The sequence below is a fragment of the Janthinobacterium sp. GW823-FHT06H09 genome (assembly GCF_058794735.1).
Map to the genome: position 1 here is coordinate 45728 of NZ_JBXAHC010000018.1, position 25273 is coordinate 71000.

Genomic DNA, 25273 nt, shown 5'->3' on the forward strand with positions numbered 1-25273 from the left:
AAAGAATTCCTTCAACACGAAAGGCGGTCCGCATGGAATGGTTGCATGAGTTATTCAAGAAGTCGCCCGAAATTGCCTTGTTTCTCTCCCTGGCAGTGGGCTACTACATCGGCAAGATCAAGTTCGGCTCGTTTCAGCTGGGCGGGGTCGCCGGTTCACTGCTGGTGGCGGTCCTCGTCAGCCAGGTAGGCGTGGCCATCGATCCCGGCGTCAAGTCGGTGCTGTTTGCCCTGTTCATTTACGCGGTCGGTTATGAAAGCGGACCGCAATTCTTCAATTCGCTGGGGCGTCAGTCCGTGCGCGAAATCATCCTGGCCGTCGTGCTGGCCGTGACGGCGCTGCTGACGGTGGTCATCATGGCCAAGGTGTTCGGCCTGGACAAGGGCCTGGCGGCCGGCGTGGCGGCGGGCGGCTTGACGCAGTCGGCCATCATCGGCACGGCGGGCGACGCGATCACCAAGCTGGGCCTGGCGGCCGACGAGGTGGCGCGCCTGCAGGGCAACGTGGCTGTCGGCTATGCCGTGACCTATGTGTTCGGCTCGTTTGGCGCCATCATCGTCTGCGTCAATATCTTGCCGAAACTCATGGGTCGCACCATCCGCGAAGATGCGATCAAGGCGGAAACGGCGCTGCAGGCGGGCGTGCAGGTGCTGGGACCTGGCCAGACGCCGGCCGCGCCCGACTTGATCGGCCGCATCTACGACGTGGGTCCCGGTGCCGGCCGCACCGTGGAAGAGATCGAAAGCGCTCATCCGAACACGGCCATCACCATCGAGCGCGTGAAACGCAATGGCCAGATCATCGACGTCAGCCCGGACCTGGTGCTGGCCGCCGACGATATCGTGCTGCTGGTGGGCCGCCGCGAAGCCATGCTCAGCGTGTCTTCCCAGCTGGGCAAGGAATTGCTGGCCGTCGAAGGCATGGAACTGGTGATGCAGCGCCGCGACATGGTGCTGACCAACAAGGCTTACCACAACAAGACGGTGGGTGAAATCCGCAGCGCGACGGCGCCGGGCGTGCGTCACGGCATCTTTGTCGTGCAGCTGAGCCGCATGGGCAAGATCCTGCCCATGCAGCCGGAAACCGTCGTGCAGACGGGCGACGTGGTGACCATCTATGGCGCCGAGCAGGACGTCAAGCGCGTGGCGGCCGAAGTGGGCTACATGATCGTGCCGAGCGCCAAGACGGATTTCGTCTACATGGGCGCCGGCCTCGTCGTCGGCCTGCTGGTGGGCTTGCTGGTGGCGCGCATCGGTTCGATTCCGCTGACACTGGGCAGCGGCGGCGGCGTGCTGCTGTCGGGTCTCGTGTTCGGCTGGTTCCGCGCCAAGCGCCAGACCTTCGGCTACATGCCCAGCGGCGCCGTGCAAATCCTCAAGGATCTGGGCCTGGCCGGCTTCGTTGCCGTCGTCGGCCTCACGTCCGGCCTGCAAGCCGTGCAAACCGTGCGCGAACACGGCCTGACCCTGTTCGGCGTGGGCGTCGTGGTGACCATCCTGCCGATGATACTGACCATGCTGATCGGCCGTTACGTCTTGCGCTATGACAACGTGGCCGTGTTTGCGGGCGCCTTGTCCGGCTCGCGCAGCGCCAATCCCGCGTTCGGCGAAGTGCTGAACGCGGCACAAAACTCGATTCCCACCGTACCGTTTGCCATCACATATGCCCTGGCCAACGTTTTCCTGACCTTGCTGGGGCCGCTGATTGTGGCCTTCGTCTGAGTCTGCATGTATGTGCAAGCACCTTTGCAAGAACCCTCAAAATTATCAGTCTGATAAGGAGTAGCAAAAATGGATTTCAGTAACCCAAGCAAACTCGCCCTGTTGAGCCCCTTCGAATTGAAGGATGCGCTGATCCAGACGGCCAAGCAAAGCAACCGCCTGATGCTCAATGCGGGCCGCGGCAACCCGAATTTCCTGGCGACCACGCCACGCCACGGCTTCTTCCAGTTCGGCCAGTTCGCCATGACGGAAGCGGAGCGCTCGTATGTGTACATGGACGACGTGGGCGGCTTTCCCACGCGCGAGGGCATCGAGGCGCGCTTTGAAATCTTCGTGCGCAAGCACGAAGGCAACCCGGGCGCGCATTTCATCGAGGCGGCCGTGTCGTACGTGCGCGACCAGCTGGGCCTGAGCGCGGGCGACTTCATCTATGAGATGTGCGAAGCCATCCTCGGCTGCAACTATCCCGTGCCGGACCGCATGCTGCGCCTGTCCGAGAAAATCGTCGGCCAGTATATCCACCGCGAAATGATCGGCGACCATCCATTCGTCGGCAACTTCGACATGTACGCGGTCGAAGGCGGCACGGCGGCCATGACGTATCTGTTCGCCAGCCTGAAATCGAACCACATCATCCAGGAAGGCGACACGATCGCCCTGGGCATGCCGATCTTCACGCCCTACATCGAGATTCCGCAGCTGAACGATTACAAGCTGAACACCGTGCACATCGATGCGCCGCAATCGAACAACTGGCAATTCACCAAGAAGGAGCTGGACAAGCTGCTCGACCCGAAAGTGAAGGCTTTCTTCCTCGTCAACCCCAGCAATCCGCCATCCGTCAAGATCGACGACGAGACCCTGGAATACATCGCCAAGATCATCAAGAAGCGCCCGGACCTGATCATTTTGACCGATGACGTGTACGGCACGTTCGCCGACAATTTCGTCTCGCTGTTCGCCATCTGCCCGTTCAACACCATCCTCGTATATTCGTTCTCGAAATACTTCGGCGCGACGGGCTGGCGCATGGGTGTGGTGGCCACGCATGAAAACAATGTGCTCGACGACAAGATTGCGAAGTTGCCTGAAACCATCAAGAAGCAGCTCGATGCGCGCTATCACTCCATCACGACGGAACCGCGCCAGCTGAAATTCATCGACCGCCTGGTGGCCGACAGCCGCACGGTGGCGCTGAACCACACGGCCGGCCTGTCCACGCCCGTGCAGGCGCAGATGACCCTGTTCTCCTTGTTCTCGCTGATGGATGAAGAGCAAAAGTACAAGCAGTCGATGAAACGCATCGTGCTGCGCCGCAAGGAAGCGCTGTACCGCGAACTGGGCTTGCCGATGGTGCACGACGCCAATTCCGTGCGCTACTACCATCTGCTGGACATGGAATCCTTGGCCGCGCAGATGCATGGCGTGGAGTTTTCGCAGTGGCTGCTGAAAAAACTCAAGCCGAACGAAGCGCTGTTCCGCCTGGCCGAGGAAACGGGCGTCATCCTGCTGCCGGGCCGCGGCTTCGGCACCACGCATCCGTCCGGCCGCGTCTCGCTGGCCAACCTGAACGAATACGACTACGCGAATATCGGCCGCGCCATCCGCAGCATGGCGTCCGAGTTCTTTGCCGTGTTTGAAAAGGAAAAGGAAAAGGGCGGCAAGAAGACGAAGAAGTAAGCCGCTCGCCGTGTAGTCTGACAAAAACGGGCGCCCCGCATGAGGCGCCCGTTTTTGTCTGTCAGCTTGCGTAACCAATAGTGCAGGCTGGAATGGACATCCGTGGATATAATTGCTATTGTGAAAGTATAAACATGGCAACCCCGTGCTTTCCCCTCATTCATTGACTGGACGCTACATGGGCAGATTGCAAGGACATTTATCATTATTGCTGGCGAGCGCGCTGGGCGCGGCCATGCCGGCCCTGGCGGAACCTCTGACATTCAGCGAAGCGCTGCAGCAAGCGGCAGCCGCTTCGGGCGCCGTGCAGGGCGCCGCGCTCGACGTGCGCGCAAAAACCCTCAAGGCAGAGGCGCTGTCGAATATCGACGGCCCTTCCGTGGACTTGACGGCGTTTCGTGGCCGCCTGTCGACGGACTTGAACATCGATACGAGCGGCTTGTCCGGCGTGGTGGGCGGCATCGAGTCCGTGCTGCCATCGATTCCCGGCTTGCCCAAGCCACAGATTCCCAATTCCCTGAGCCGCGAAGTGGTGACGGACCTGACCTCGTTCGGCTTGCTGGGCATGTGGCCCATCTACACGGGCGGGCGCCTGGACGCCGTCAAGGGCCTCGCTTCGAGCCTGACCCTGGCCGCGCAGGCGGAGCGTACGGAAGCGGAAGAACAGCTGGCGACCCTGGTGGCGCAGCGCTATTTTCAATTATTGCTGGCGAAGCGGGTGGTGGCCGTGCGGGCCGAAGTGACGGCCGGCGTGACGCAGCACCAGCGCGACGCGGCCAAGCTGGAAAAGGGCGGCCTGATTTCGCGCGCGGAACGCCTGCGTGCCGACGTGGCCCTGGACAGCGCCCGCAGCGACGAGGCGCAGGCGCGCAGCGATGAGGAAATCGCCCAGGTGGCGCTCGACCGTTTGCTCGCCGTCAACACGCAAGTGCGGCCCAGCACGCCCCTGTTCGTCAACAGCCTGCCGGTGGGTACCTTGCAATCGTTCATCAGCACGGGCATGCGCGAAAATGCGAACTGGAAAAAGATCGACAGCAAGCGCGTGCAAGCCGAGCAAGCCTTGAAGCTGCACGGCAAGGAATATGCGCCCACCGTCTTTGCCATCGGTAACTACAACTTGAATCGCGGCAACGAAAAACTCGTGCGGTCGAACTGGGCCATCGGCCTCGTCGTGGCCGTGCCGCTCGTGCACCGCATCAACACGGGCAAGATGATCGCCGCCGCCAAGCTGGACCAGGAACGCGTGGAAGTGGTGGCGCGCCAGGCCGAGCGCGACATTCCCACCCTGATCGAAAAGAATTGGCGCGCGCTGGAAAACGCCCGCATCCAGTACCTGTCCACGGCGTCGTCGGTGGAGCTGGCGCGCGAAAATATCCGTTTGCAAACGGTCGCCTTCCAGCAAGGACAAGTGACGTCGCTGGAAGTGGTCGACGCGCGCCTGAACCTGGCCAAGGTCGAGACCCAGCGCGCGCAGACTGCCTATAACTATGTGATGGGCCTGGCGCAATTGCTGGAAGCGACGGGCGAGACGCAGCGCCTGGGCAGCCTGGCCGCCGCGGCCGATATCCAATTACCTGTGGACAAATAATAATGAGCACCTCCAAAAAACCATTGGCCATAGTCGCCGCCATCCTCGTCCTCGGCTTCGTGGGCTGGGGCTTGTACCAGGCGTTCCAGCCGCAGCGCCTGCCTTTGCAGGGACAGATGGATGCGCAGGAAGTCAATGTCTCGTCGAAAGTGCCGGGCAGGGTGGGCGAGCTGTACGTTAAGCTTGGCCAGACGGTGCCGAAAGGGGAATTGCTGTTCCAGCTGACGAGTCCGGAAGTGGACGCGAAGATCGCGCAAGCGACGGCCGCCACGCAGGCAGCCGATGCCGTGGCGCAAAAGGCGCAAGCGGGTGCGCGTCCGGAAGAAATCGCCGCCGCGAAAGCCAACTGGGAGCGGGCGCAAACGGGCGCCACCATCGCCAAGACCACGTACACCCGCGTCAACAATATGTACGAGCAAGGCGTGATCGCGCAGCAGAAACGCGACGAGGCGCAAGCGCAATGGCGCGCCGCCGACCAGCTGGCGCAAGCGGCCCGCGCGCAATATGACATGGCGCAAAAGGGCGCCCGTCCGGAAGACAAGACGGCCGCCGCCGCCCAGGCGCGCCAGGTGGGCGCCGTGCTGACGGAAGCGCAGGTCGCCCTGGCGGAAACGAAGATCGCCGCGCCCGTGGCCGGGCAGGTCAGCAAGATCCAGATACAGCCCGGTGAACTGGCGCCGCAAGGCTTCCCCGTGATCACGCTGGTGAACCTCGATGACGCGTGGGCCGTGCTGCAGGTGCGCGAAGATGAAATGGCCGCGTTTGCCATGGGCAGCACGCATACGGCCAATGTGCCGGCCTTGAAGCAGCAAGTGAGCTTCAAGGTCAGTTCCGTGGCCGTGCTGCCCGATTTCGCCACGTGGCGCGCGGCGCGCCCGGGCGGCACGGACTTGCGCACGTTTGAAATCCGGCTGCGCCCCGCCATCAAGGTCGAGGGCTTGCGTCCGGGCATGTCGGTCGTGTTTCCACCGCTCTGATACGCGATGAACGAAGCGGATAAGGGGCCGGTTTCTGCGCTGGCGCGCGAGTGGGCGCGGCTGCGCGGCGATTTCTGGGACTTCGGCATGCTCAGCTGGATTCCCGTCGTGTTGTGCGGCATGCTGTGGCTGGTGTTTTCCGCCGGCATCGCGCGCGACTTGCCCATCGTCGTCATCGATAACGACAACTCGACCTTGTCGCGCCAGCTCACGCGCTGGCTCGACGCTTCGCCCGGCATCGCGGTGGCGGCGAAAGTGGCGTCCAGCGACGAAGCCCAGCATCGCTTGCGCGAGCGTACGGCGTTCGGCTACCTGCTGATCCCGAACGATTTCGAACAGAAACTGCTGGGCGGCAGGCAAGCCACCGTGCAATGGCTGTACAACGCGCAGTTTTCCTCGCATGCGGGCGCCTTGCTGCGCGACGTGCGCACGGTCAGCACGACCTTGTCGGCCGGCATCGAGATGACGGCGCGCGCAAAAAAGGGCATGTCGGGCGTGCAGGCGGCGGCCCAGTTCGAACCGATCCGCACGACACTGAACAGTTTATATAACGAGAACATCAGCTATGAAGCATTTTTAACGTTGGCCCTGATGCCGGCCATGCTGCAGATCTTCATCGTCGTTGCCGTCGTCACGTCCATCGGACGCGAGTTGCGCGACGGCACGGTGCCGCAATGGCTGGCCTCGGCCAAGGGCAGCTGGCTGCGTGCCGTCGGCGCCAAGCTGCTGTTTCCCGTGATCGCCTACTGCGCGCTGGCGCTGCTGTATCTGCTGTTCTTCAGCCTGGCGCGTGGCTGGGCCGTGGCGGGCAGCTTGCCGGCCTTGCTGCTGAGCATGCTGCTGCTGGTGCTCGCGTATTGCGGCATGGCCACCTTGCTGATCGGCGCCACCCTGTCCCTGCGCCTGGCCCTGTCGGGCGCGGCATTTATTACCGCACCGGCCTTCGCGTTCGCAGGCCAGGCCTTTCCCCTGATGGCCATGCCGGCACCGGCGCGCGCCTGGGCGGAAGCCTTGCCGCTCACGCATTATCTGCAATTGCAAACGAAATACTGGCTGGCCGGCGCACCGTGGCGCTATGGCGTGCAGGAAATGCTGATCTTGGCCGGCTTTGCCATCGGCTGCGGCGCCGTGGGCGTATTCCTGCTGGCGCGCCGCGCGAATATGCCTGCGGCCTGGGGGCGCGCATGATCTGGCCGGCTTTTATCGCCACCTGGCGCGCCATGCTGACGGACAAGGGGGCGCTGACCTTGCTGTTTATCGGCGGCATCATCTATTCCTTCTTTTATCCGCTGCCATACTCGACGGAAATCGTCCAGCGCGTGCCCGTGGCCGTCGTCGACCAGGACCGCAGCGCCATGTCGCGCCAGCTCACGCGCTTCGCCATGGCTCACCCCTCGCTGCAAGTCGTGGCCGTCACGCCGGACTTGTCCGTCGCGCAGGATTTGCTGTGGCGCGACAAGGTCATGGGCGTGCTGATCCTTCCCGACGGTTTGCAGACGGACGTGCTGGCCGGCCGCGCCGCCCATGCGCAGGTGGCGGGCAATGGCCTGTACTTGATGCTCAACAAGGTGGCCTTGAACGGCCTGGCCGAAGTGGTGGGCACGGTGTCGGCCGGTATCGAACTCAAACGCCTGGGGGCGGGCACGCCATCGACCGTGCAGGCTAACCAGCAACGCTCGCCCATCGCGTTTGACGCCGTGCCCCTGTTTAACGTCAAGGAAGGCTATGGCGCGTATGTCGTGCCAGGCGTGGCGACCTTGATCGTGCAGCAGACCTTGCTGATCGGCATGACCATGCTGTTCGGCACTTGGTACCAGCGCAAGACCTTCCCCGTGGCCGGCCGGCGCACGGCGGGTGGGTATATGGGCATGCTGCTGGCGTTTGCCTGCGTGGCCTTCCTCAACTGCTGCTATTTCTTTGGCTTTGTCTTCTGGTTCCAGGATTACCCGCGTGGCGGCAACTTCGGCGGCATGCTCTTGCTGCTGGTGCTGTTTTCGCTGGCGGAGGCGGCGTTCGGCATGCTGCTGGGCATGCTGTTCCGCACGCGCGAACGGGGCACGCAGCTGATGATCGCCACCTCGATGCCGGTGCTGTTCCTCGCGGGCCTGACCTGGCCCGTCTCGTCCATGCCCGTCGTGCTGCAATGGCTGCGCTGGCTGCTGCCGTCCACGGCTGGCATCCAGGGCTTTGTTGCGCTCAACCAGATGGGCGCGTCGCTGTATGAAATCCGCCATGAAGTGGCGGGCTTGCTGGCCTTGCTGCTGGCCTGCGTGGCGCTGGGCTGGTGGCGCTGGCGCAAGCTGGAGGAAACCGTTGTTGATTTGAACAAGGCCGATGGCACTTGATATGCAATAATTTCATTTCCGTAACCCCAGCGAAATGCTGGGGTCGGACCCTGAGGGTCCGACCCCGGTCCTTGGCTTTAGGGGTTGATTCGATGCCTTTTTGATGATTTCTATGTCTGCATTCAATTTGTTCCAGCGCTTGTCCCAAGCCCCCACCAAGCCCAAGGCCGCGCCCGCCGCGCGGCAGTTCGACGTGGCGGATTTGTACCAGGGCCCCATCGCGCTGGGCGCGGAAGGCGAGGCGCAAGCGCGGCCTTTCGATGAAAAGCTGCGCCAGGCGTATTTCTGGATCGTCAACCATGCCATCATCAGCCCCCACTACGACATCGAGTACAACGACGGCCCGTCGCAGACGTATTCCGTGGGCGACAGCCGCCGTACATTGAATTTGCCGTCGGCGCAAAGCTATTCGAGTTTTATTTTGCTGCCGCTGCTGACGTTCGCCACGCGCCGCAAATGCCTGTTTGTGGGCGGTCCGGGACGGGGCAAGACGGCCAGCGCGCTGCTGATGGGCGTGCTGGCCGGTTCTACCGTCAAAGAAGTCAAGCGCGCGATGCAGCATGGCCACCCGCAGATGACGGTGGCCGATTTGCTGGGCAATCCGCTGCCGGCCGACCTGGTCAACGCGCAAAGCATGGACGATATCCGCATCGCCTGGCGCGCCTGGCTGGGCATGCGCGTGAAAATCGTCGATGAATACAACCGTATCCCCACGCGCACGCAAAGCGCGCTGCTCACCGTCATGGGCGACAATTACGCGGAAGTGCTGAACCATATTTACGAGTGCCCGGAAGCGGCCTGGTATCTGACGGCCAACGACGACCAGGGCGGCGGCACCTACCAGGTGATCGAGGCGCTGCGCGACCGGGTCGACGTGACGGTGCAGGCGCTGGCCTTCAACCCGCGCTTCCTGAACGAGCTGCTGCTGCGCGTGGAAGAAAACGTGCGTCCCGAAGAGCTGGTGCCGCCCGATATCATCTTCACGGAAGGCGAGGTCGATCAGATCGGCGAGGCGATCCGCCAGGTGGGCATACCCGACGCCGTGCGCCGCCGCCTGGAATTTTTTGCCAGCCAGTTCGAGCTGTTCGAGACGGCCGGCGGCCAGTTCGAATACATGACCAAGGATACGGCCCGTTTGGCCGGTGCTGACCGGGGCGCCGCGCAGGCGGCCGACAATGGGCGCGACCGCCTGAAGGACCTCGGTTGCCAGACCCTGAACGGCATCTCCGTGCGCACCCTGATGGCGCTCATGATCTACGCCAAGGCCATGGCGTATTTCCGCGGCAATGGCGAGGTGGCGCTGGAAGACTTGCGCCAGGTGCTGCCCTTCGTCCTGCATAACAAGCTGCAGCCGGACCCGGACGCGCCGTTTTTCGCGCTGCCGGAAAACGCCGCCTACCGCAGCGACAGATTGGGCTGGCTGCGCCGCCTGTTCGACCTGTCCAACGATGAATTCAACCGCCTGGACCTGGACCGCGACGATCCCGTGGGCGTGCTGTCGGCCGAATTCGACCTGGGCCTCGACGGCGTCAGCGAACGTGAAACCCTGGCGCGCCTGAACCGCATCGAAAAGCTGATCGGCGAACGCACGAAGGGGCGCAAGCTGTACGGCCCCCTGTACGACGACCTGCTGAAGCTCAAATACCTGCATCAGCGCTATACCAACTACCGCAGCTGGCTGCGTTCGCAATGAGCGTGCCGCACTGTCAAGGCTTCCTGGAAGCGCTGGCCATGCTCAATGGCGAAGCGAGCGACCTGTGCGCGAGCTACGAATTATCACGCCTGCCCGACGCGCCCGATCTTGCCACGGCGCTGGGCCTGCGCGTGGAAGACCATGCATTGCACGTCATCGAACCGGCACGCCACTTGCCTGCGCCCTTGTGGCATATCAATGCGGCGACGTGCGGGCGCGCGCAGCTGGAGCAGGTGTGCCAGCGCTGGTTTTTCTCGTCGCGGCACATGCAGGCGGCGCCACCGGGACGCTTCCGCGCGCAGCTGGTGGCCGCCTTCCTCGCATCGCTCGACGAGGCGCTGGGCGGTTTTTCCACGTATGCCGTGACGATGACGCCGCCCGCCGGTTTCTGGTACGCCATCCACTGGGACGAGATCGCGTTCGAACTGAGCGATGAACGCTATCTGCTGCACTTTTCGCACAGCGACTGACGGGCCGCGATGATCTCTCCTGCCTTTGCCTCGCTACTTGCCAGCGGCCGCGCCCAGTTCAATGCGCGCGCGGCGGAAGCGCGCCGGCGCTTTCCCTCGCTCGACATGGCCGCCTTCGGCGCCTTCTTGCACGACGGCGTCGATCCGCTGGTGGTCGCCGTGGCCGCCGCCGCGCCCGAGCGAGCGGGCAGCGTGACCCTGGCCGCCTACGACATGGCCCTGGAACTGGTGGGCCATGGCCTGGCCGGTCCGGCCGCGAAAAATCCCTTCCTCAATACCGTCTGGCGCGAGCTGGCGCCGCAGTTTGCGCCGCTGCTGGCGACGGCGCCCATCGACGTGCTGGGCATGCTCAGCAACGCCGCCGTCCACATCGCCTCCGTGGCGGGGGCGCGTCCCGCGCAGTGGCAGCGCGAGCTGGCCGCCCTGGCGCCGCAGATCGCCACGCTGGCGCAGCTGCGCGCCGTGGGCCAGGTGCTGGCCTGGCGCGCCGGCGTCGCGCATTTTCGCCAGGGCGCGCTGGCCGCCGCCGATACCTTGCCGCCGGACTTGGCGCTGGCCGCCTTTGGCGAACCCGGTGCGCCATGGCCGCAGGTGCATGCGCAGCTGGTGGAGTATCCGTGGCGCGGCAATGCGGAGGGCCGCGAGTTCGGCAGCTTCACAGGCCTCGGCGGCGACTTCGGCACGCCGCCGCAGGTGCGCGCTGCGGCGGATGGTTTTATCGTGCGCAGCGGCGAACGCCATTACCTGTTGGTGGCCGACGCCTATGGCGCCGTGCTGCACAGCGCCACGGCGCAGGAGTTCGAGCAGGCGCAAACGGGCGCGCCGGCGTCCGTGCGGCTCGATGGGACGACCCTGCAGATCGGCGCGCGCCGCATCGAACTCGATGTGCCGGCCGGCGACATCGCCATCGCCGCCAATGCGCATACGGTCGCCGTCACGTCGCCATGGACGCACGCGATCCGCCTGCTGCCACTCGCATGAAGAAGATCACCGACACGGCGCTGATCGAGGCCTGGCGCGCCGCCTGGCCCGAGGCCCTGGCCGTGTGGAGCAAATTTACACGCTTGCGTGACCCCAGCCTGTGCGCCAGCCGCGTCGAGGCCAGCAAGCAGGGCCTGTCCGGCAGCTTCGCCATGATCCGTTTGCTGGACCAGAGCGTGGTGGTGGACTTGCCGCTGGTGACGGAACTGGGGCTGGACGACTATGCGCTGGAAATCCTCGCCCATGAAATCGGCCACCATATCCTCGCGCCGGGCAGCGCCGGCGACCAGTTCCGTTTGCTGGCGCGCATGCGCCGCGCCTTGCCCACACTGGAGCAGCACGCGCCCATGGTGGCCAATCTGTACACGGACCTGTTCATCAACGACCGCTTGCAGCGCCAGGCAAATCTGCGCATGGCCGACATCTACCGCAAGCTGCAGCAGGGGCGCACGGTGGACGCGCGCGCCAAGGGCAGCGGCGGCGTATGGACCTTGTACATGCGCATCTATGAAAACCTGTGGCAGCTGGAAAAGGGAGAGCTGGGCGGAGCAGGGGCTGAGAACGAGGCGGACGAACGCCTGGACACGGACGCCTGGCTGGGCGCGCGCCTGATACGCGTGTATGCGAACGACTGGATGCTGGCGGCGGGCCGTTTCGCCACCTTGCTGCTGCCCTACCTGGTCGACGATACGGACGCTCTGGGCCCGAGCCGCTATCTGCAGGACACGCGCGACGCGGCCCGGGGCTGCCAGACGTATGGCGCGCAGCAGATCGAGGATGACGAGGAAGGCGGCGCCATCCACCCGGTGCACGACAAGCGCATTTCCGGCCTCGATGGCGAGGAGCCACAAGGCGAGGCGCCGGCAAGGCAGGGCGGCGGCCAGCTGCGCGAACCGTTCGAGCTGGGCGACATTCTGAAGGCCTCGGGCATCGATCTGAGCGACCATGAAATCGCCATCCGCTACTACCGCGAGCGGGCCTTGCCGCACCTGGTGGCGTTTCCCAGCCGCCCCGCGCCCGAGTCGCAGGAGCCGCAGATGGAAGGGCTGGAAGCGTGGGAGATCGGCGATCCGCTCGAGGAAATCGACTGGCTGCAATCCGTGATGCAGTCGCCGCGCCCCGTGCCCGGCGTGACGACCGTGCGCCGCGTGTATGGCCGCGAACCGGCGCGCGCCATCGACGCCGTGCCCGTCGACCTGGACATGTACGTGGACAGTTCAGGCTCCATGCCGAACCCGCAGGCGCACACCTCGTTCCTGACCCTGGCCGGCGCCGTCATCGCCTTGTCCGCCCTGCGCGCCGGCGCGAAAGTGCAGGTGACCCTGTGGAGCGGCAAGAACGAGGTGATGCAGACGCCCGGCTTCGTGCGCGATGAAGACCTGATCCTGGGCGTGCTGACGGAGTTTTTTGGCGGCGGCACCTGTTTCCCCATCCACTGTCTGCGCAAGACCTATGCGGGCAAGCGCGAACGGCCCGCGCACATCCTGATGATTTCCGACGATGGCATCACCACCATGTTCGACAAGGATGAACTGGGCAACAGCGGCTGGGATATTTCCGCCAAGGCGCTGGCCCAGGGCGGCGCGGGGGGCACCATGGCCCTGAACCTGGCGCGCGACTGGGATGGCGCGGCGAGCCACAAGTGGCTGCAGCAAACCTATGACGACCTGAAACGCGCGCGCCGCGAGCAGGGCTGGGATATCCACGCCGTCGAGCGCTACGAGGACTTGCTGGACTTTGCGCGGGCGTTCAGCCGGCGCCACTATGTTTAAATCCGGGGTCAGACCCGCCGGGTCTGACCCCAGCCTTTGCTTTTCGGGCTAAATTTGCACATCACTGTATAAGAAAAGGCCCATGAATATCTCTGGTCCCCACCTCGAAACCTTAACCCACCGCCTGGCCGACACGCCCGTCGAATTCTTCGCCGAGCCCCGTATCGCCGGTGTCGCCAATGCGCAGGCGGTGGCGGTGGCCGCGCTGGTCAACGACATTGTGCTGCTGCATGGCGCGCGTGCGCCTGCCGCGTCCCTGCAGGGTTTTATCGGCGCCCAGGTGAAGGCGGACCGCAACCGGCTGGCGCTGGCCATGATCCTGTGCTGGCTGCTGGCTGACGAGTGGTTCATCGCACAGCGGTTGCCGCAGCATGACCTGCTGCAGGTGCTGGGCGAGGCGGCGCGCGAACTGGCCGCCACCACGCCCGCGCACCAGTTCACGCAAGACCCGGAGCGGCGCGAGGAACTGGCGCGCATCGTGCTGGCGCGCCTGGGTTTTCGGCCCCGCGATGAAAGCGTGGCGCAGGCCACGGACAGATTGTCCGCCATCAGCGGCACGGAGCGCCGCCGCCTGCTCGAAGCGAGCCGCCTGGCCGAGCAGCGTTCGCGCGAGATCCGCGAGGCGCTGGCGAAGAAGGCGGCCGAGGAATCGGCCGACAAGTGGTCGCGCGAATGATGCTCGCTGGCAAACCTGACGTCAACCTGCCGGGCGGTGCCTGGGAATCGGACCGCGACTATTGTCCCACCCTGACGCCGGCGGGCGCACGCATGCTGGACAAACTGCGCAGCCATCCGTGCGCGCCCCGGTACCGCAACCGCAGCGGCAACAAGCTGCTGGCCGCGGAGGTCGAAGCGCTGCGCGCCTATGAACAGGACGTCATGGATGCCGCGATCGGCTGGAGCGCCGATGCGCCGCCGTCCTGGCTGGCGGATTTTTTCAGGACGACCTACGCCACGGTGCCGTATTACCGCGCCTGCGGCTCGCCCCCCGCGCGCCTTGCGGACGTGGCGCCCGTCAGCCGCGCCGAACTGGCGCACGACATCGCCGCCTTCGTGCCCGACGATGCGGACCTGGCGCGCATGATCAATTTCCAGACGACGGGCACCACGGGCCATCCGCTGCTGATCGCCTCGCACCCGCTGGTGGCGGGGCGCTACCTGGCCTTCCACAAGCGCGCGCTGCGCCGCTTCGGCGTGACCCTGCGCCATGGCGCGGGCCAGGTGGGCGTGATGCTGCTGGGGCACCAGCGCCGCTGCTTCACCTATGTCTCCGTCACGCCCACGATGAACGAATCAGGCCTGGCGAAGATCAATCTGCACGTGGACGACTGGCGCCAGCCTGAAGACCGCGCGCGCTACCTGGACGCCATGGCGCCCGAGCTGATCGCGGGCGACCCCATCTCGTTTGCCGAGCTGCTGACCTTGTCCATGACGCACAAGCCTGCCGCGCTGCTGTCCGTCTCGATGATGCTGTTGCCCGGCATGCGCGCGCGGCTGGAAGCGGCTTTTGGCTGCCCCGTGCTCGATATCTATTCGCTCAATGAAGTGGGACCCGTCGCCGTCTACGACGAGCGGGCGGGCGGCCATGTGCTGCTGCAGCACCGCTTGTACGTGGAAATCCTCGATGCTGCGGGACAGCCCGTGCCCGATGGCGCGCGCGGCGAAATCACCGTGACGGGCGGTTTTAACTTTTGCCTGCCCCTCGTGCGCTACCGCACGGGCGATTACGCGTCGCTGCTGCATGGCCCGCATGGCCCCGTGCTGGTGGGCCTGGCTGGCCGCAGCCCCTTGCGCTACAGGACGGTCAACGACGAGTGGATCAACAATATCGACATCACGCATGCCCTGAAACCCCTGGCCATCGCCCTGTTCGGCGTGCATCAGCATGGCGACGGCGCCGTCGCGCTGCGCCTGGCGCCGAACGCCATGCCGCAGGCTGACCGTGCTCGCGCCTTGCTCGCGCCTTTTTTCGGCGCCATCACGGTCGAGACCTTGCTGGCGGAAGACAAGATCATTCAATACACCTCGGATTTGCGGGAAGCGGCAGCATGAAGCTCCATAAACGCGGCCTTGTGGTCGGCAAATTTTGCCCGCTGCATCAGGGCCATGAACTGTTGATCAACCGTGCGCAAGACGCCTGCGAAGAGCTGCTGGTGGTCAGCTACACCAAGCCTGAATTTCCCGGCCTGGAACCGGCGCGCCGGGAACGGTGGCTGCGCGCGCAATTCCCGCAAGCGCACATCGTGGTGCTCGACGATGCGCGCCTGGCCGCCCTGTGCGCGGCGCGCGGCGTGCCGGCGCGCGCGCTGCCGCACAACGACGCCGATGGCGACGACCATCGCCACTTCATGGGCTGGCTGTGCTGGACGGTGCTGGACTTGCCCGTCGACGCCGTCTTCACCAGCGAAGAGTATGGTCCCGGCTTTGCGCAGGTGCTGGAACGGCATTATGCAGCTGGTGCGGTGGCGCACGTGAGCGTGGACCAGGCAAGAACCCTGGTGCCCGTGTCCGGCACCCTCGTGCGGCAAGACCCGCATGCGCGCAGCGCCTTCCTGTCGCCCGTTGTGCGCGCCGATTTCGTCACGCGCGTGTGCGTGCTCGGCGGCGAGTCGAGCGGCAAGACGACTTTGACGCAAGCGCTGGCGCGGCATTTCGAGACGGCCTGGGTGGCCGAATATGGCCGAGAGTTATGGGAGCGCCAGGATGGCGTATTGCACTATGACGATCTGCTGAAGATCGGCCGGGAACAGCTGCGCCGCGAAGCGCAGGCGCTGTTGGCTGCGCGGCGCTGGCTGTTTTGCGATACCTCGCCCATGACCACGTATTTTTACTGCATCGAGATGTTCGGCAAGGCCGAGCAGGAATTGGCGCAGCTGGCCGAACACCGCTATGACCTGATGCTGCTGTGCGCCCCTGATTTCCCCTTCATCCAGGACGGTACCCGCCGCGACGAGGATTTCCGCGCGCGCCAGCATGCGTGGTATCAGGCCGAGCTGGCGCGGCGGGGGATCGCCTATGTCAATGTGTCAGGTTCCGTGGGTGACAGGGTCAGGCAGGTGGCGCAGGTGCTGACGGGACCTTAATGGCGGATGCGTGGCGTACGCGGCGGTGTCGGATTACGCTGCGCTAATCCGACCTACGCTGTTGCTACGGCGGCGCACGCGGATACCGCAGGGTAGGTCGGATTCGCGGCGCATGCCGCGTAATCCGACGACATTGCTACAGCGGCCGCACGGGGATGCAGATCTCGCAAGAGAATTCGCCGGTGGCCGGGTCCATCGCCGTGGCGGCGGCAAAGCGCTCGAAGCAGGGGCGCTCGTCCCACTGCAGGCCGCTGGCCGGCAGCCATTCGCGCGCCATGCGCGTCCACGCGTCGGGGATGGCGCTGGACGGTCCCTTGAATTGCGCCACCGCGTAACGCCCGCCTGGCAGGGTGGCGAGGCTGGCGCGTCCGGCTGACTGGAAGCCGTCGGGCACGGCGACGCAGGCGTCGTAGCGGCATTTTTCCGGCGGCGTGATGCTGGGATCGTCAAGGCCGATGCCGTAGCAGGTGGCGTCGCCCAGGCCGTGCGACTGCATCCACGGTGATACGGTGTCGCGCCAGAAGGCGCTGATGGCGGGGCCGTAGGGGCCGATATGGCGCTGGCACGCGACGGTGACGGGCGGCAGGTCGAGGATGGTGACTTGCATGGGACTCTCTCTATCAAGTGGATTGGAGTGCCCATGGTGCGGGAAGTTCGGTCCGTATTCCTGATCGGTATTGCGCATGGCCTGATCCGGATTGCTATCTTGCCGGCGCAGGCGCATGGCCGCGAGCATGGCGGCGTTTTTCGCGGCAATGCCGGCGCGCCAGGCTGTCGGCGTGCAGCCGAATTTCAGCTTGAAGGCGCGCGCAAACGCTTCGCCGGAACCGAAGCCCGTCGCCAGCGCGATGTCGAGTATCGACTCGCCGGGACGGCAGGCCAGCCGCAAGGCGGCCGATTCCAGGCGCCGGCGGCGCGCATAATCGCCCAAGGTTTCACCCATCCAGGCGGCGAACACGCGGTGAAAGTGGAAACGGGAAAAATGCGCGACATCGGCCAGTTGGGCCAGGTCCAGCGGCGTGTCCAGGTGGCGGTCGATATGGTCGAGCACGGCATTCATGCGGCGCGCGTATTCGGCGCGGAACAGCCCGGACGCCCGCTGTTCAGGGGGAATAGGAGGGGAAGACATGCCGCCGATTATGGCATGAACTCCCCTGGGAACGGCGCGAAAAAAAGCCTTACGCCGCGTTCAAGGCCTGTTCCAGGTCTTCGCGCAAGTCGTCGATATGCTCGATGCCCACGGACAGGCGCAGCATGTCTTCGGACACGCCCGCCTTGGCCAGTTCCTCGGGATTGAGCTGGCGGTGCGTGGTCGATGCCGGGTGGGTGGCCAGCGACTTGGCGTCGCCGATATTGACCAGGCGCGTGAACAGCTGCAGGGCGTCGAGCACGCGGGCGCCGGCCGCGCGCGGGTCTTCGCCTGCCGCCAGTTTCAGGCCGAAGGACAGGATGCCCGAGGCGCGGCCGTGCATGTATTTTTTCACCAGCGCGTGGTCCGGGTGGTCTTCCAGGCCCGCGTAATTGACCCACGCGACTTTCGGATGCTGCTTCAGGTGCTTGGCCAGGGCCAGCGTATTGTCGCAGATGCGGTCCATGCGCAGGGCCAGCGTCTCGATGCCCTGGATCAGCTGGAAGGCGGAGAGCGGCGAAATGGCCGCGCCCATGTTGCGCAGCGGGACGACGCGCGCGCGGCCGATGAAGGCGGCGGGGCCGAACGCTTCCGTGTAGACGACGCCGTGGTAGGACACGTCCGGCTCGTTCAGGCGCTTGAAGCGCTGCTTGTGCTCGGCCCACGGAAATTTGCCGCTGTCGACGATGGCGCCGCCCACGGTGGTGCCGTGGCCGCCCAGGTATTTGGTCAGCGAATGGACGACGATGTCGGCGCCATGCTCGATGGGGCGGAACAGATAGGGGCTCGGCACAGTGTTATCGACGATCAGCGGGATGCCGTGCGCATGCGCGATTTCGGCCAGCTTGGCCACGTCCGTCACATTGCCCAGCGGGTTGCCGATCGATTCGCAGAAGATGGCCTTGGTGCGCGCGTCGATCAGGGCGGCGAAGGTCTCGGGTTGGCGCGCGTCGGCGAAGCGCACTTCGATGCCGATCTGCGGCAGGGTGTGGGCAAACAGGTTGTAGGTGCCGCCGTACAGCTGGCTGGCGGAGATGAAATTGTCGCCTGCTTCGGCGATGGTCTGGATCGCGTAAGTGATCGCCGCCATGCCGGAAGCGACGGCCAGCGCGGCCACGCCGCCTTCCAGTGCAGCGACCCGCTTTTCCAGCACGTCCTGCGTGGGATTCATGATGCGCGTGTAGATATTCCCAGCGACCTTGAGGTCGAACAGGTCGGCGCCATGCTGGGCATTGTCGAAGGCGTAGGCCACCGTCTGGTAGATGGGGACGGCGGCGGCCTTGGTGGTCGGGTCGGGGGTGTAGCCGGCGTGCACGGCCAGGGTTTCGATTCTCATGTGGTCTCCGGTTCGAATGGGCTGCGGTGGTGAAGCGTTTGAAATTCGCAGCCATTGTGCCATGCCCCCGTTAACTGCTTGCTACGCTTGATAGAATATTAAGTCATAAGCTAGTGCTGTCTTGATATAAGTCATCCAGCTCTGCCTGGCCGATGAACCGTTCATGCGTGCCATGCTGGGCGCAGGCAAACGCGCCGCCGATGGCGCCGCGGCGCATGGCGTCCTCCAGCGGCAATCCTGCCAGCCAGGCGTGCAGGAAGGCGGCGACGAACGAGTCGCCGGCGCCATTCGTGTCCACCACGGGCAGCTTCAATCCCGCCGTCGGAGTGTGGCGCACGGACGCGCTGCCCCGTTCCAGCAGGTAGGCGCCGTGCGCGCCGGCCATGGCGATCACGGCCTGCGCGCGGCCTTGCGAAATAATTTCGCGCATGACGTCGTCCCGACGCTCGCCCAGCGCCGCCGTGCTGAGGAAAACCAGGTCGGCGCGCAGCGCAAAGACCTTGTGGTGCGGGTTGACGCCATCCCAGTCGTGCAGATCGGTCGATACCGTCGTGCCGCACGCTTGCGCGTCGTCAAACAGTGCGGCCACCCAGCCCATGATGGAAAAGTGCGCGTGGCGCGCCGGTCCCAGGTAGGGAAGATAGAAAGCGGCCGGCATGCGCAGGTCTTCCGGGTGGCGGCCGTCGTACAGCGACAGCCGGCGCCCCTGCGGGTCGACCAGGTTGACGCTGCGCCGCGTGCCCGACGGTTCGACGATGTGCGAAAAATCGAGTTTGGCTTCCTTGTAACGCTGCAGGATGGCCGCGCCTTGCGCATCGTCGCCGATGAAGTCGATGAACTTGCAGCGCAGGCCCAGCGCGTGGCAACCGAGCGCCACGCCATTGCCCGTGTGCGCCACGTAGTCGCGGATGGGGGGCACGTGCAGCGAATCGGCCACGGGCAATTGCAGGTCGGGGACGCGCACGATCGTGTCGATGCCAGCGCCGCCGACCACCAGGATGTCATAGGTACTCATGGTGCAGCCTTTTCTAACAGGACGGTGCCGGCCGCGTTCACCGCGACGGTGCCATCTTTGACGATGTAGGTTTGCTGCGTGTAGGCGTCGCGCAGCAGGGCGCCATCGGCAAAGACACCGTGGACTTTCAACGAGACGGCGCCTTGCGCCTCGGGCACGGCGATGATGGCGTCACCATCCATCACGCGGGCGAAGGCGTACGGCTTGTCGTTGATGAACCGGTGCTCGCCGCGCGCCAGGGCAGGGTGGCGCAGGCGGAACTGGCCCAGCTTGCGCGCATGCGCGAGGGTGGGAGCATCGAGCGACGACCAGTTCATATCGGAGCGGGTCGCCTGCTGTTCGTCGCCGATGGGCGCCGTGCCAGGCAGGCGCGCGCTTTCATCGCCATAGAACAGCTGCACGCCGCCCGGCGCCAGCAGCAGGGCGCTCAAGCCGTGCTTCAATTGATCGCGCGGGAACAGGCTGGTGTCGTGCGAGGAGATGTACGACAGGATGTCGTAGCGAGGCTCATTGCCAATGCGCTTGCCTAGCAAGCCCGCGTACTGGCGGTACACGCCGTCGATGCTTTTCCAGTCGCCGCCCGCGCGGTGTTGAAAGTCGAAATTGATCATCGAGTCGAAGCCGGCATCAAACCAGCTGCTGCGCTCGGGGCCATGGCCCCACGCTTCGCCCGTCATCCAGAATGGTGCGTCGTCGATCTTCTGTTCGGGATGGCGCGTCTTCCAGTCCTTCAATGCTTCCGTGGCCGCTGCGCGCAGGGCCAGCCAACTGGCCGGCTCCACGTGCTTGACGGTGTCAGCCCTGAAACCGTCGACGCCGAATTCGCGCACCCAGTCGGCCAGCCAGTGCACCAGATAACCGCGCACCGTGGTGCCGGGCAGGGCCACGGCGCGCGTGTCCGTCTTGCGCTGCAAAATCGGCGGCAAGCCCACGGCCTTGCCGCTTTCCGTGCGGAAGTCGGGCAGGTAGGCCAGCTGCATCGTGTAATCGTCCTTGCCGCCATCGGAATAGCCGGGCAGGCCGGCGCGTACCCAGTCCGGCCCCCACCATTGTTTGAATTCGAAGTTGTTGTAGTCGATGAAGCTGTGATAATCGCGCAGCGCGGCCTTGTCATGGCCAGGCCACAGCACGGGCACCTTGTATTCGGCCAGGGTGCGCAAGTCCGCATAGCCGGGGTGGTTCAGCACCACGTCGAACAGCACGCGGATGCCTTGCGCGTGCGCCGTGGCGATCATCTCGCGCAGCTCGTCGCGCGTGCCCATGTTGGCGTCCATCGTGGTGTAGTCGAGCGCCCAGTAGCCGTGGTAGGCGTAGTGCTGGAATTGCTGCTTGCCGCCCACCACCCAGCCGTGGATCTGCTCGTACGGTGCCGTGATCCACAGGGCGTTGACGCCCAGTTCCTTGAAATAGCCGGCTTTGAGCTGCTGCGTGATGCCAGCGATGTCGCCGCCGTGAAAGCTGCCCACGTCGCCGCCTTGCGGGTCGGCGGCGCGGCCGTAACTGTGGTCGTTGCGGGGATTGCCGTTGGCGAAACGGTCCGTCACGGCAAAGTAGACGATGGGGTTCTCTGCAAAGCTGCCCGCCTGCGCCGGCAGGCTGACGAGCAAAGCGGCGAGGGCGGTCAGCACGGTCTTCATGTCAGCCCTTCACGCCGCCGGCCGTCAGGCCGGAGATCATCCATTTTTGCGCCAGCAGGAACACGGCCGTGATCGGCAAGCCGGACAAAATGGCCGCCGCGGCGAAGTCGCCCCACAGGTATTTTTGCTCGTACAGGAACAGTTTCGAGCCGACGGCCAGGGTCAGGTTGTTCTGCTCATGCAGCAGCACGGAAGCGATCGGGTATTCGATGATGGCGCCGATGAAGGACAGCAGGAACACCACCATCAAAATGGGCACCGTCATCGGCAGCAGCACGTAGACGAAGGCCTGCCACTGCGTGGCGCCGTCGACCTTGGCTGCTTCCTCGATCTCGACGGGGATGGTTTGATAGTAGCCTTTGATGGTCCAGATATGCAGGGCGATGCCGCCCGTGTAGGCCAGCACCAGGCTGCCGTGGTGGTCGATGCCCAGCCACGGCACGTAGCTGCCCAGCACGTCGAAGATGGCGTAGATGGCCACCAGGGCCAGCACGGCGGGGAACATCTGCAGCAGCATCAGCGCGGAGAGCGTCTGCGACTTGAAGCGGAATTGCATGCGCGCGAACGCATACGCGCAGGTGGTCGACAGCAGCACGGTGACGGTGGCGCTCATGCTGGCCACCTTGATGGAATTCCACAGCCACAGCAGCACGGGGAAGTCCGGCTCGACCAGGGCGCCGTTGGGCGCCTGGTAAGACATGCCCAGCGCCAATCGCCAGTGCTCGAAGCTGATCTCGGGCGGGATCAAACTGCCCGAGGCAAAATTGCCTGGTCGCAAAGAAATCGACAGGATCATCAGGAAGGGGAACATCACCAGCGCGATCAGCGCGATCACGGCGACATGGGCCGCCAGGATGCGCCAGCGGTTGGAACGGTCGACAACGATAGCCATATGCTGTCCTTTATGCTTTGTTCATGCGCGTCAGGCGCATGTTGACCAGCGAAATCGCGGCCACGAGGAAGAAGATCAGGGTCGAGATGGCGGCGGCCAGGCCAAAGTTCTGGCCGGAATCCTCGAACGCGATACGGTAGGTGTAGGACACGAGCAAGTCCGTCGTGCCGGCCGGTAACGTTGTATCGAGGAAATCGGGACGCCCGCCCGTCAGCAAGCTGATCAGCACGAAATTATTGAAGTTGAACCCCAGGCTGGCCACCATCAGCGGCGTCAGCGGCTTGATGATCAACGGCAGGGTGATCTTGAAGAAATTCGTCAGCGGTCCCGCGCCGGCCAGGGCCGACGCTTCGTACAGGTCCGACGGGATCGCCTTGATGAGACCCATGCACACCACCATCATGTAGGGATAGCCGAGCCAGGTGTTGACGATCAGGATCATGGCCTTGGCCAGGGTGGTGTCCGAGAACCAGGCGGGCTTGATGCCGAACAGGGCGTCGAGCACGAGGTTGATTTCGCCGAAGTTGTTGTTGAACAGCCCCTTGAAGACCAGGATGGAGATAAAGCCCGGCACGGCGTAGGGCAGGAACAGCAGCGTGCGGTACAGGCCGCGGAAGCGCAGCGCATCCCAGTTCAGCAGCACGGCCAGCACCATGCCCAGGCCCGTCGTGGTGGCCACGCTGATCAGGGCGAAGACGATGGTCCAGACGAAAATGCGCAGGAAGGGGCCGCGGAACGCTTCATCGGAGAAGATTTTCACGAAGTTGGCAAAGCCCACATTGACCTTGAAGCCCGGTTCCAGTTTGCTGCCGTCCGGCATTTCATAAAAGCCCGTCTTGAAGTTCGGCGTCACGAGTTCGCCCGTGGCGACTTTTTTGAGGGTCTTGTCCGGCAATTGTTTGTAGACATGCGCGACGGGGCCGAATTCGCGCAAGCCCACCATGCGCAGCTCGATCCTGTTCGGCAGGATAAGCGTCAGCAGCTTCAAATCCTTTTGCAGGGCGATGATGTCCTTGATAGGCAGGGCAGGGGCTAGCACGGGCGCCTGCACGGGGTCAGCCGGCGCCACGTCCACCTTCAGCGGGACGGCGCGCTTCAGGGCCAGCGGCGGCGTCAGCAGCACTTCGCCCGTGTCCGGGCTTTCCAGGCGCAAGCGGTATTCCTTGTTGTCGGCATGCACGGTCATGGCATAGCCGGCGCTTTCCACGCGCTGCGTCTCGTCGAGCAGGTATTGCGTGGCCCTGTCGTAAGTGAGCAGGTTGCGTGAACTGAAATTGGTAAAGCCGATCGACACCGTGTACACCATCGGCAGCAGCACGAAGACGATTACCGCCGTGATGCCGGGGAACAGATAACGGCAGGCATAGGCGCGCGGCGACGTGAAGACAAACGTCGTCAGGGTCAGCAAGCCGAGGAAGACGGCGGCCAGCATGGTCTGGCCGGATATGTACAACATGAAAAGCAGATACAGACCCAGCGCCATGCTGATGGTCAATACCGTAGGGCCGATAAACTTGCGCACGATGGGATACCTGTGAAGATGGATGCTGGATGTCAAGCGTGGTGGCGTAGGTCGGATTAGCGGCTGCGCCGCGTAATCCGACATCAGCCGCCAACAATGTTGTCGGATTACGGCCCTTCGGGCCTAATCCGACCTACCTAAAGCTAATTAATTGGCGGTCGTAATCCGCTTCGCCGCCGCATCCAAGCCATCCTTGGTCGTCTGGCGGCCCTGGGTGATGTTTTCCAGCGCCGATTGCATCGACGACCAGAAGCGGCCCATTTCCGGATTGTTCGGCATCGGGCGGCCCGCTTGGGCGCTTTCCATCGTCGCCTGGATGTTCGGATTGGCTTTCAATTCCGCGAACAGCACTTTATTAGCTGGCGTGCCCAGCGGGACGTCGGCGTTGATGGTTTTCAGGCCATTGAGCTGCAGCATCTGGTTTTCCAGAAATTCCGTCGCCAGGTCCTTGTTCGGACTGGCTTTCGAAATCATCGCACCCAGCACGCCCACGAATGGGGTGGCCGTCTTGCCTGCCACGGTAGGAATCGTCGCCACGCCGTAATTGATCTTCGATTTGCGCGCATTGTCCCACGACCATGGGCCGTTGATCATCATGGCGATCTTGCCCTGGTTGAAGCCTGCTTCCATTTCCGCGTAGCCCGCGCCCTTCGGCATGGCGCCGCTGTTGATCAGAGTCATCAGCGCATTCACGCCGGCTTGCGAACCGGCATTGTTCACGCCCGTTTTCGCTGCATCGTAGCGGCCGTCGGACTTGACTTCAAACGGGAAGCCGCCGCCCGCGCCCAGCAAAGGCCACGTGAAATAGGTATTCGTGTAATCCCACAGGATGGCTTTCTTGCCTTGTGCGGAGAGTTTCTTGTCCAGCGCGGCGATTTCCTCGAAGGTCTTAGGCGGGGTCGGCACCAGGTCCTTGTTGTAGACGAGGGCGACGGCTTCGATCGAGATCGGGTAGCCCCAGGTCTTGCCGCCCACGGTGAAGGCATTCCAGGCCAGCGGCAGGATGGCGGCGCGCGCTTCCTTGCTTGGCGTCACTGGTTGCAGCAAGCCTGCGTCGATCCAGCCGCCGATGCGGTCATGCGGCCAGATCCAGATGTCCGGGCCCTTGCCGGCGGCGGCCGCCTGCTGGAATTTGTTCGGCGCATCTTCCGGGTGCTCGACGACGACCTTGACGCCCGTCTTCTTGGTGAATTCTTCGCCGACCTTGGCCAGGCCCTTGTAGCCTTTGTCGCCATTGATCCAGATCAACAGGGTGCCTGCTTCGGCCGCGTTCGCCATGCTGACGGCGGCCAGGTTGCCGATGCCGGCCAGGGCGGCGGCGATCAGGGTGGTTTTGATGAAGCTGCGTTTCGGGTGCGTGAAGGACATGTCAATCTCCAGTATCTTTTTTTATGCTAAGTTTATGTTGAGTATCAAGGCTGAAACGATGCAA

Annotated in this window: 20 protein-coding genes; 13 read left to right on the forward strand and 7 right to left on the reverse strand. The window is 64.3% G+C overall.

Features of this window, described 5'->3' with window-relative positions:
- The first annotated feature begins 32 nt into the window (after window positions 1–32).
- The 13 genes from aspT (at window position 33) to AC1Q6X_RS24465 (ending at window position 16310) form a co-directional block, all read left to right on the forward strand.
- Window positions 33–1721 carry an aspartate-alanine antiporter gene (gene aspT / locus AC1Q6X_RS24405; RefSeq protein ID WP_070218293.1) on the forward strand — a complete coding sequence of 563 codons (1689 nt, stop codon included), beginning with the start codon at window positions 33–35 and terminating at the stop codon, window positions 1719–1721.
- A gap of 69 nt (window positions 1722–1790) precedes the next feature.
- On the forward strand, window positions 1791–3401 hold the full coding sequence (locus AC1Q6X_RS24410; RefSeq protein WP_492498648.1) for a bifunctional aspartate transaminase/aspartate 4-decarboxylase: 1611 nt from the start codon (window positions 1791–1793) through the stop codon (window positions 3399–3401).
- 178 nt (window positions 3402–3579) lie between these two features.
- A complete protein-coding gene (locus AC1Q6X_RS24415; RefSeq protein ID WP_230506248.1) occupies window positions 3580–4989 on the forward strand; it encodes a TolC family protein in 1410 nt (469 codons plus the stop codon).
- A gap of 2 nt (window positions 4990–4991) precedes the next feature.
- Window positions 4992–5966: an HlyD family secretion protein gene (locus AC1Q6X_RS24420; protein ID WP_492498649.1), complete on the forward strand. Its 975-nt coding sequence runs from the start codon at window positions 4992–4994 to the stop codon at window positions 5964–5966.
- 6 nt (window positions 5967–5972) lie between these two features.
- Window positions 5973–7154, forward strand: a complete 1182-nt coding sequence (locus tag AC1Q6X_RS24425) for an ABC transporter permease (protein ID WP_492498650.1) — start codon at window positions 5973–5975, stop codon at window positions 7152–7154.
- Window positions 7151–8311: an ABC transporter permease gene (locus AC1Q6X_RS24430; protein WP_492498651.1), complete on the forward strand. Its 1161-nt coding sequence runs from the start codon at window positions 7151–7153 to the stop codon at window positions 8309–8311. Before AC1Q6X_RS24425 ends, AC1Q6X_RS24430 begins: the two co-directional genes overlap by 4 nt.
- Before the next feature lie 112 nt (window positions 8312–8423).
- Window positions 8424–10004 carry an AAA family ATPase gene (locus AC1Q6X_RS24435; protein WP_070289768.1) on the forward strand — a complete coding sequence of 527 codons (1581 nt, stop codon included), beginning with the start codon at window positions 8424–8426 and terminating at the stop codon, window positions 10002–10004.
- A gap of 2 nt (window positions 10005–10006) precedes the next feature.
- Window positions 10007–10474 (forward strand): hypothetical protein, encoded by a 468-nt coding sequence (locus tag AC1Q6X_RS24440; protein WP_492498652.1) that lies wholly within the window; start codon window positions 10007–10009, stop codon window positions 10472–10474.
- Window positions 10475–10483: 9 nt separating this feature from the next.
- A complete protein-coding gene (locus tag AC1Q6X_RS24445) occupies window positions 10484–11455 on the forward strand; it encodes a hypothetical protein (protein WP_492498653.1) in 972 nt (323 codons plus the stop codon).
- Window positions 11452–13227 (forward strand): VWA domain-containing protein, encoded by a 1776-nt coding sequence (locus AC1Q6X_RS24450; RefSeq protein ID WP_492498654.1) that lies wholly within the window; start codon window positions 11452–11454, stop codon window positions 13225–13227. Before AC1Q6X_RS24445 ends, AC1Q6X_RS24450 begins: the two co-directional genes overlap by 4 nt.
- 82 nt (window positions 13228–13309) lie before the next feature.
- On the forward strand, window positions 13310–13903 hold the full coding sequence (locus AC1Q6X_RS24455; protein ID WP_230506253.1) for a hypothetical protein: 594 nt from the start codon (window positions 13310–13312) through the stop codon (window positions 13901–13903).
- A complete protein-coding gene (locus AC1Q6X_RS24460; RefSeq protein WP_492498655.1) occupies window positions 13900–15279 on the forward strand; it encodes a phenylacetate--CoA ligase family protein in 1380 nt (459 codons plus the stop codon). Before AC1Q6X_RS24455 ends, AC1Q6X_RS24460 begins: the two co-directional genes overlap by 4 nt.
- Entirely contained in the window at window positions 15276–16310 is a 1035-nt protein-coding gene (locus AC1Q6X_RS24465) for an AAA family ATPase (RefSeq protein WP_492498656.1), read from the forward strand. The genes AC1Q6X_RS24460 and AC1Q6X_RS24465 overlap by 4 nt, the downstream gene beginning before the upstream one ends.
- A 136-nt stretch (window positions 16311–16446) precedes the next feature.
- Here the strand turns inward: AC1Q6X_RS24465 and AC1Q6X_RS24470 are convergent, their stop codons facing one another.
- From AC1Q6X_RS24470 to malE, 7 genes are all read right to left on the reverse strand, one after another.
- A complete protein-coding gene (locus AC1Q6X_RS24470) occupies window positions 16447–17439 on the reverse strand; it encodes an AraC family transcriptional regulator (protein ID WP_205602341.1) in 993 nt (330 codons plus the stop codon).
- A gap of 49 nt (window positions 17440–17488) precedes the next feature.
- Window positions 17489–18775 carry an O-acetylhomoserine aminocarboxypropyltransferase/cysteine synthase family protein gene (locus AC1Q6X_RS24475; RefSeq protein WP_409026688.1) on the reverse strand — a complete coding sequence of 429 codons (1287 nt, stop codon included), beginning with the start codon at window positions 18773–18775 and terminating at the stop codon, window positions 17489–17491.
- A 103-nt stretch (window positions 18776–18878) separates the two neighbouring features.
- A complete protein-coding gene (locus AC1Q6X_RS24480) occupies window positions 18879–19790 on the reverse strand; it encodes a carbohydrate kinase family protein (protein WP_492498657.1) in 912 nt (303 codons plus the stop codon).
- Window positions 19787–21427: an alpha-amylase family glycosyl hydrolase gene (locus tag AC1Q6X_RS24485; protein WP_492498658.1), complete on the reverse strand. Its 1641-nt coding sequence runs from the start codon at window positions 21425–21427 to the stop codon at window positions 19787–19789. Before AC1Q6X_RS24485 ends, AC1Q6X_RS24480 begins: the two co-directional genes overlap by 4 nt.
- A 1-nt stretch (window position 21428) precedes the next feature.
- Window positions 21429–22319, reverse strand: a complete 891-nt coding sequence (malG, locus tag AC1Q6X_RS24490) for a maltose ABC transporter permease MalG (RefSeq protein ID WP_070218276.1) — start codon at window positions 22317–22319, stop codon at window positions 21429–21431.
- A gap of 10 nt (window positions 22320–22329) precedes the next feature.
- Complete coding sequence (gene malF, locus AC1Q6X_RS24495; protein ID WP_492498659.1) at window positions 22330–23841, reverse strand: maltose ABC transporter permease MalF; 1512 nt, start codon at window positions 23839–23841, stop codon at window positions 22330–22332.
- 147 nt (window positions 23842–23988) lie between these two features.
- Window positions 23989–25209, reverse strand: a complete 1221-nt coding sequence (gene malE, locus AC1Q6X_RS24500) for a maltose/maltodextrin ABC transporter substrate-binding protein MalE (RefSeq protein ID WP_070218275.1) — start codon at window positions 25207–25209, stop codon at window positions 23989–23991.
- Window positions 25210–25273 lie beyond the last annotated feature (64 nt).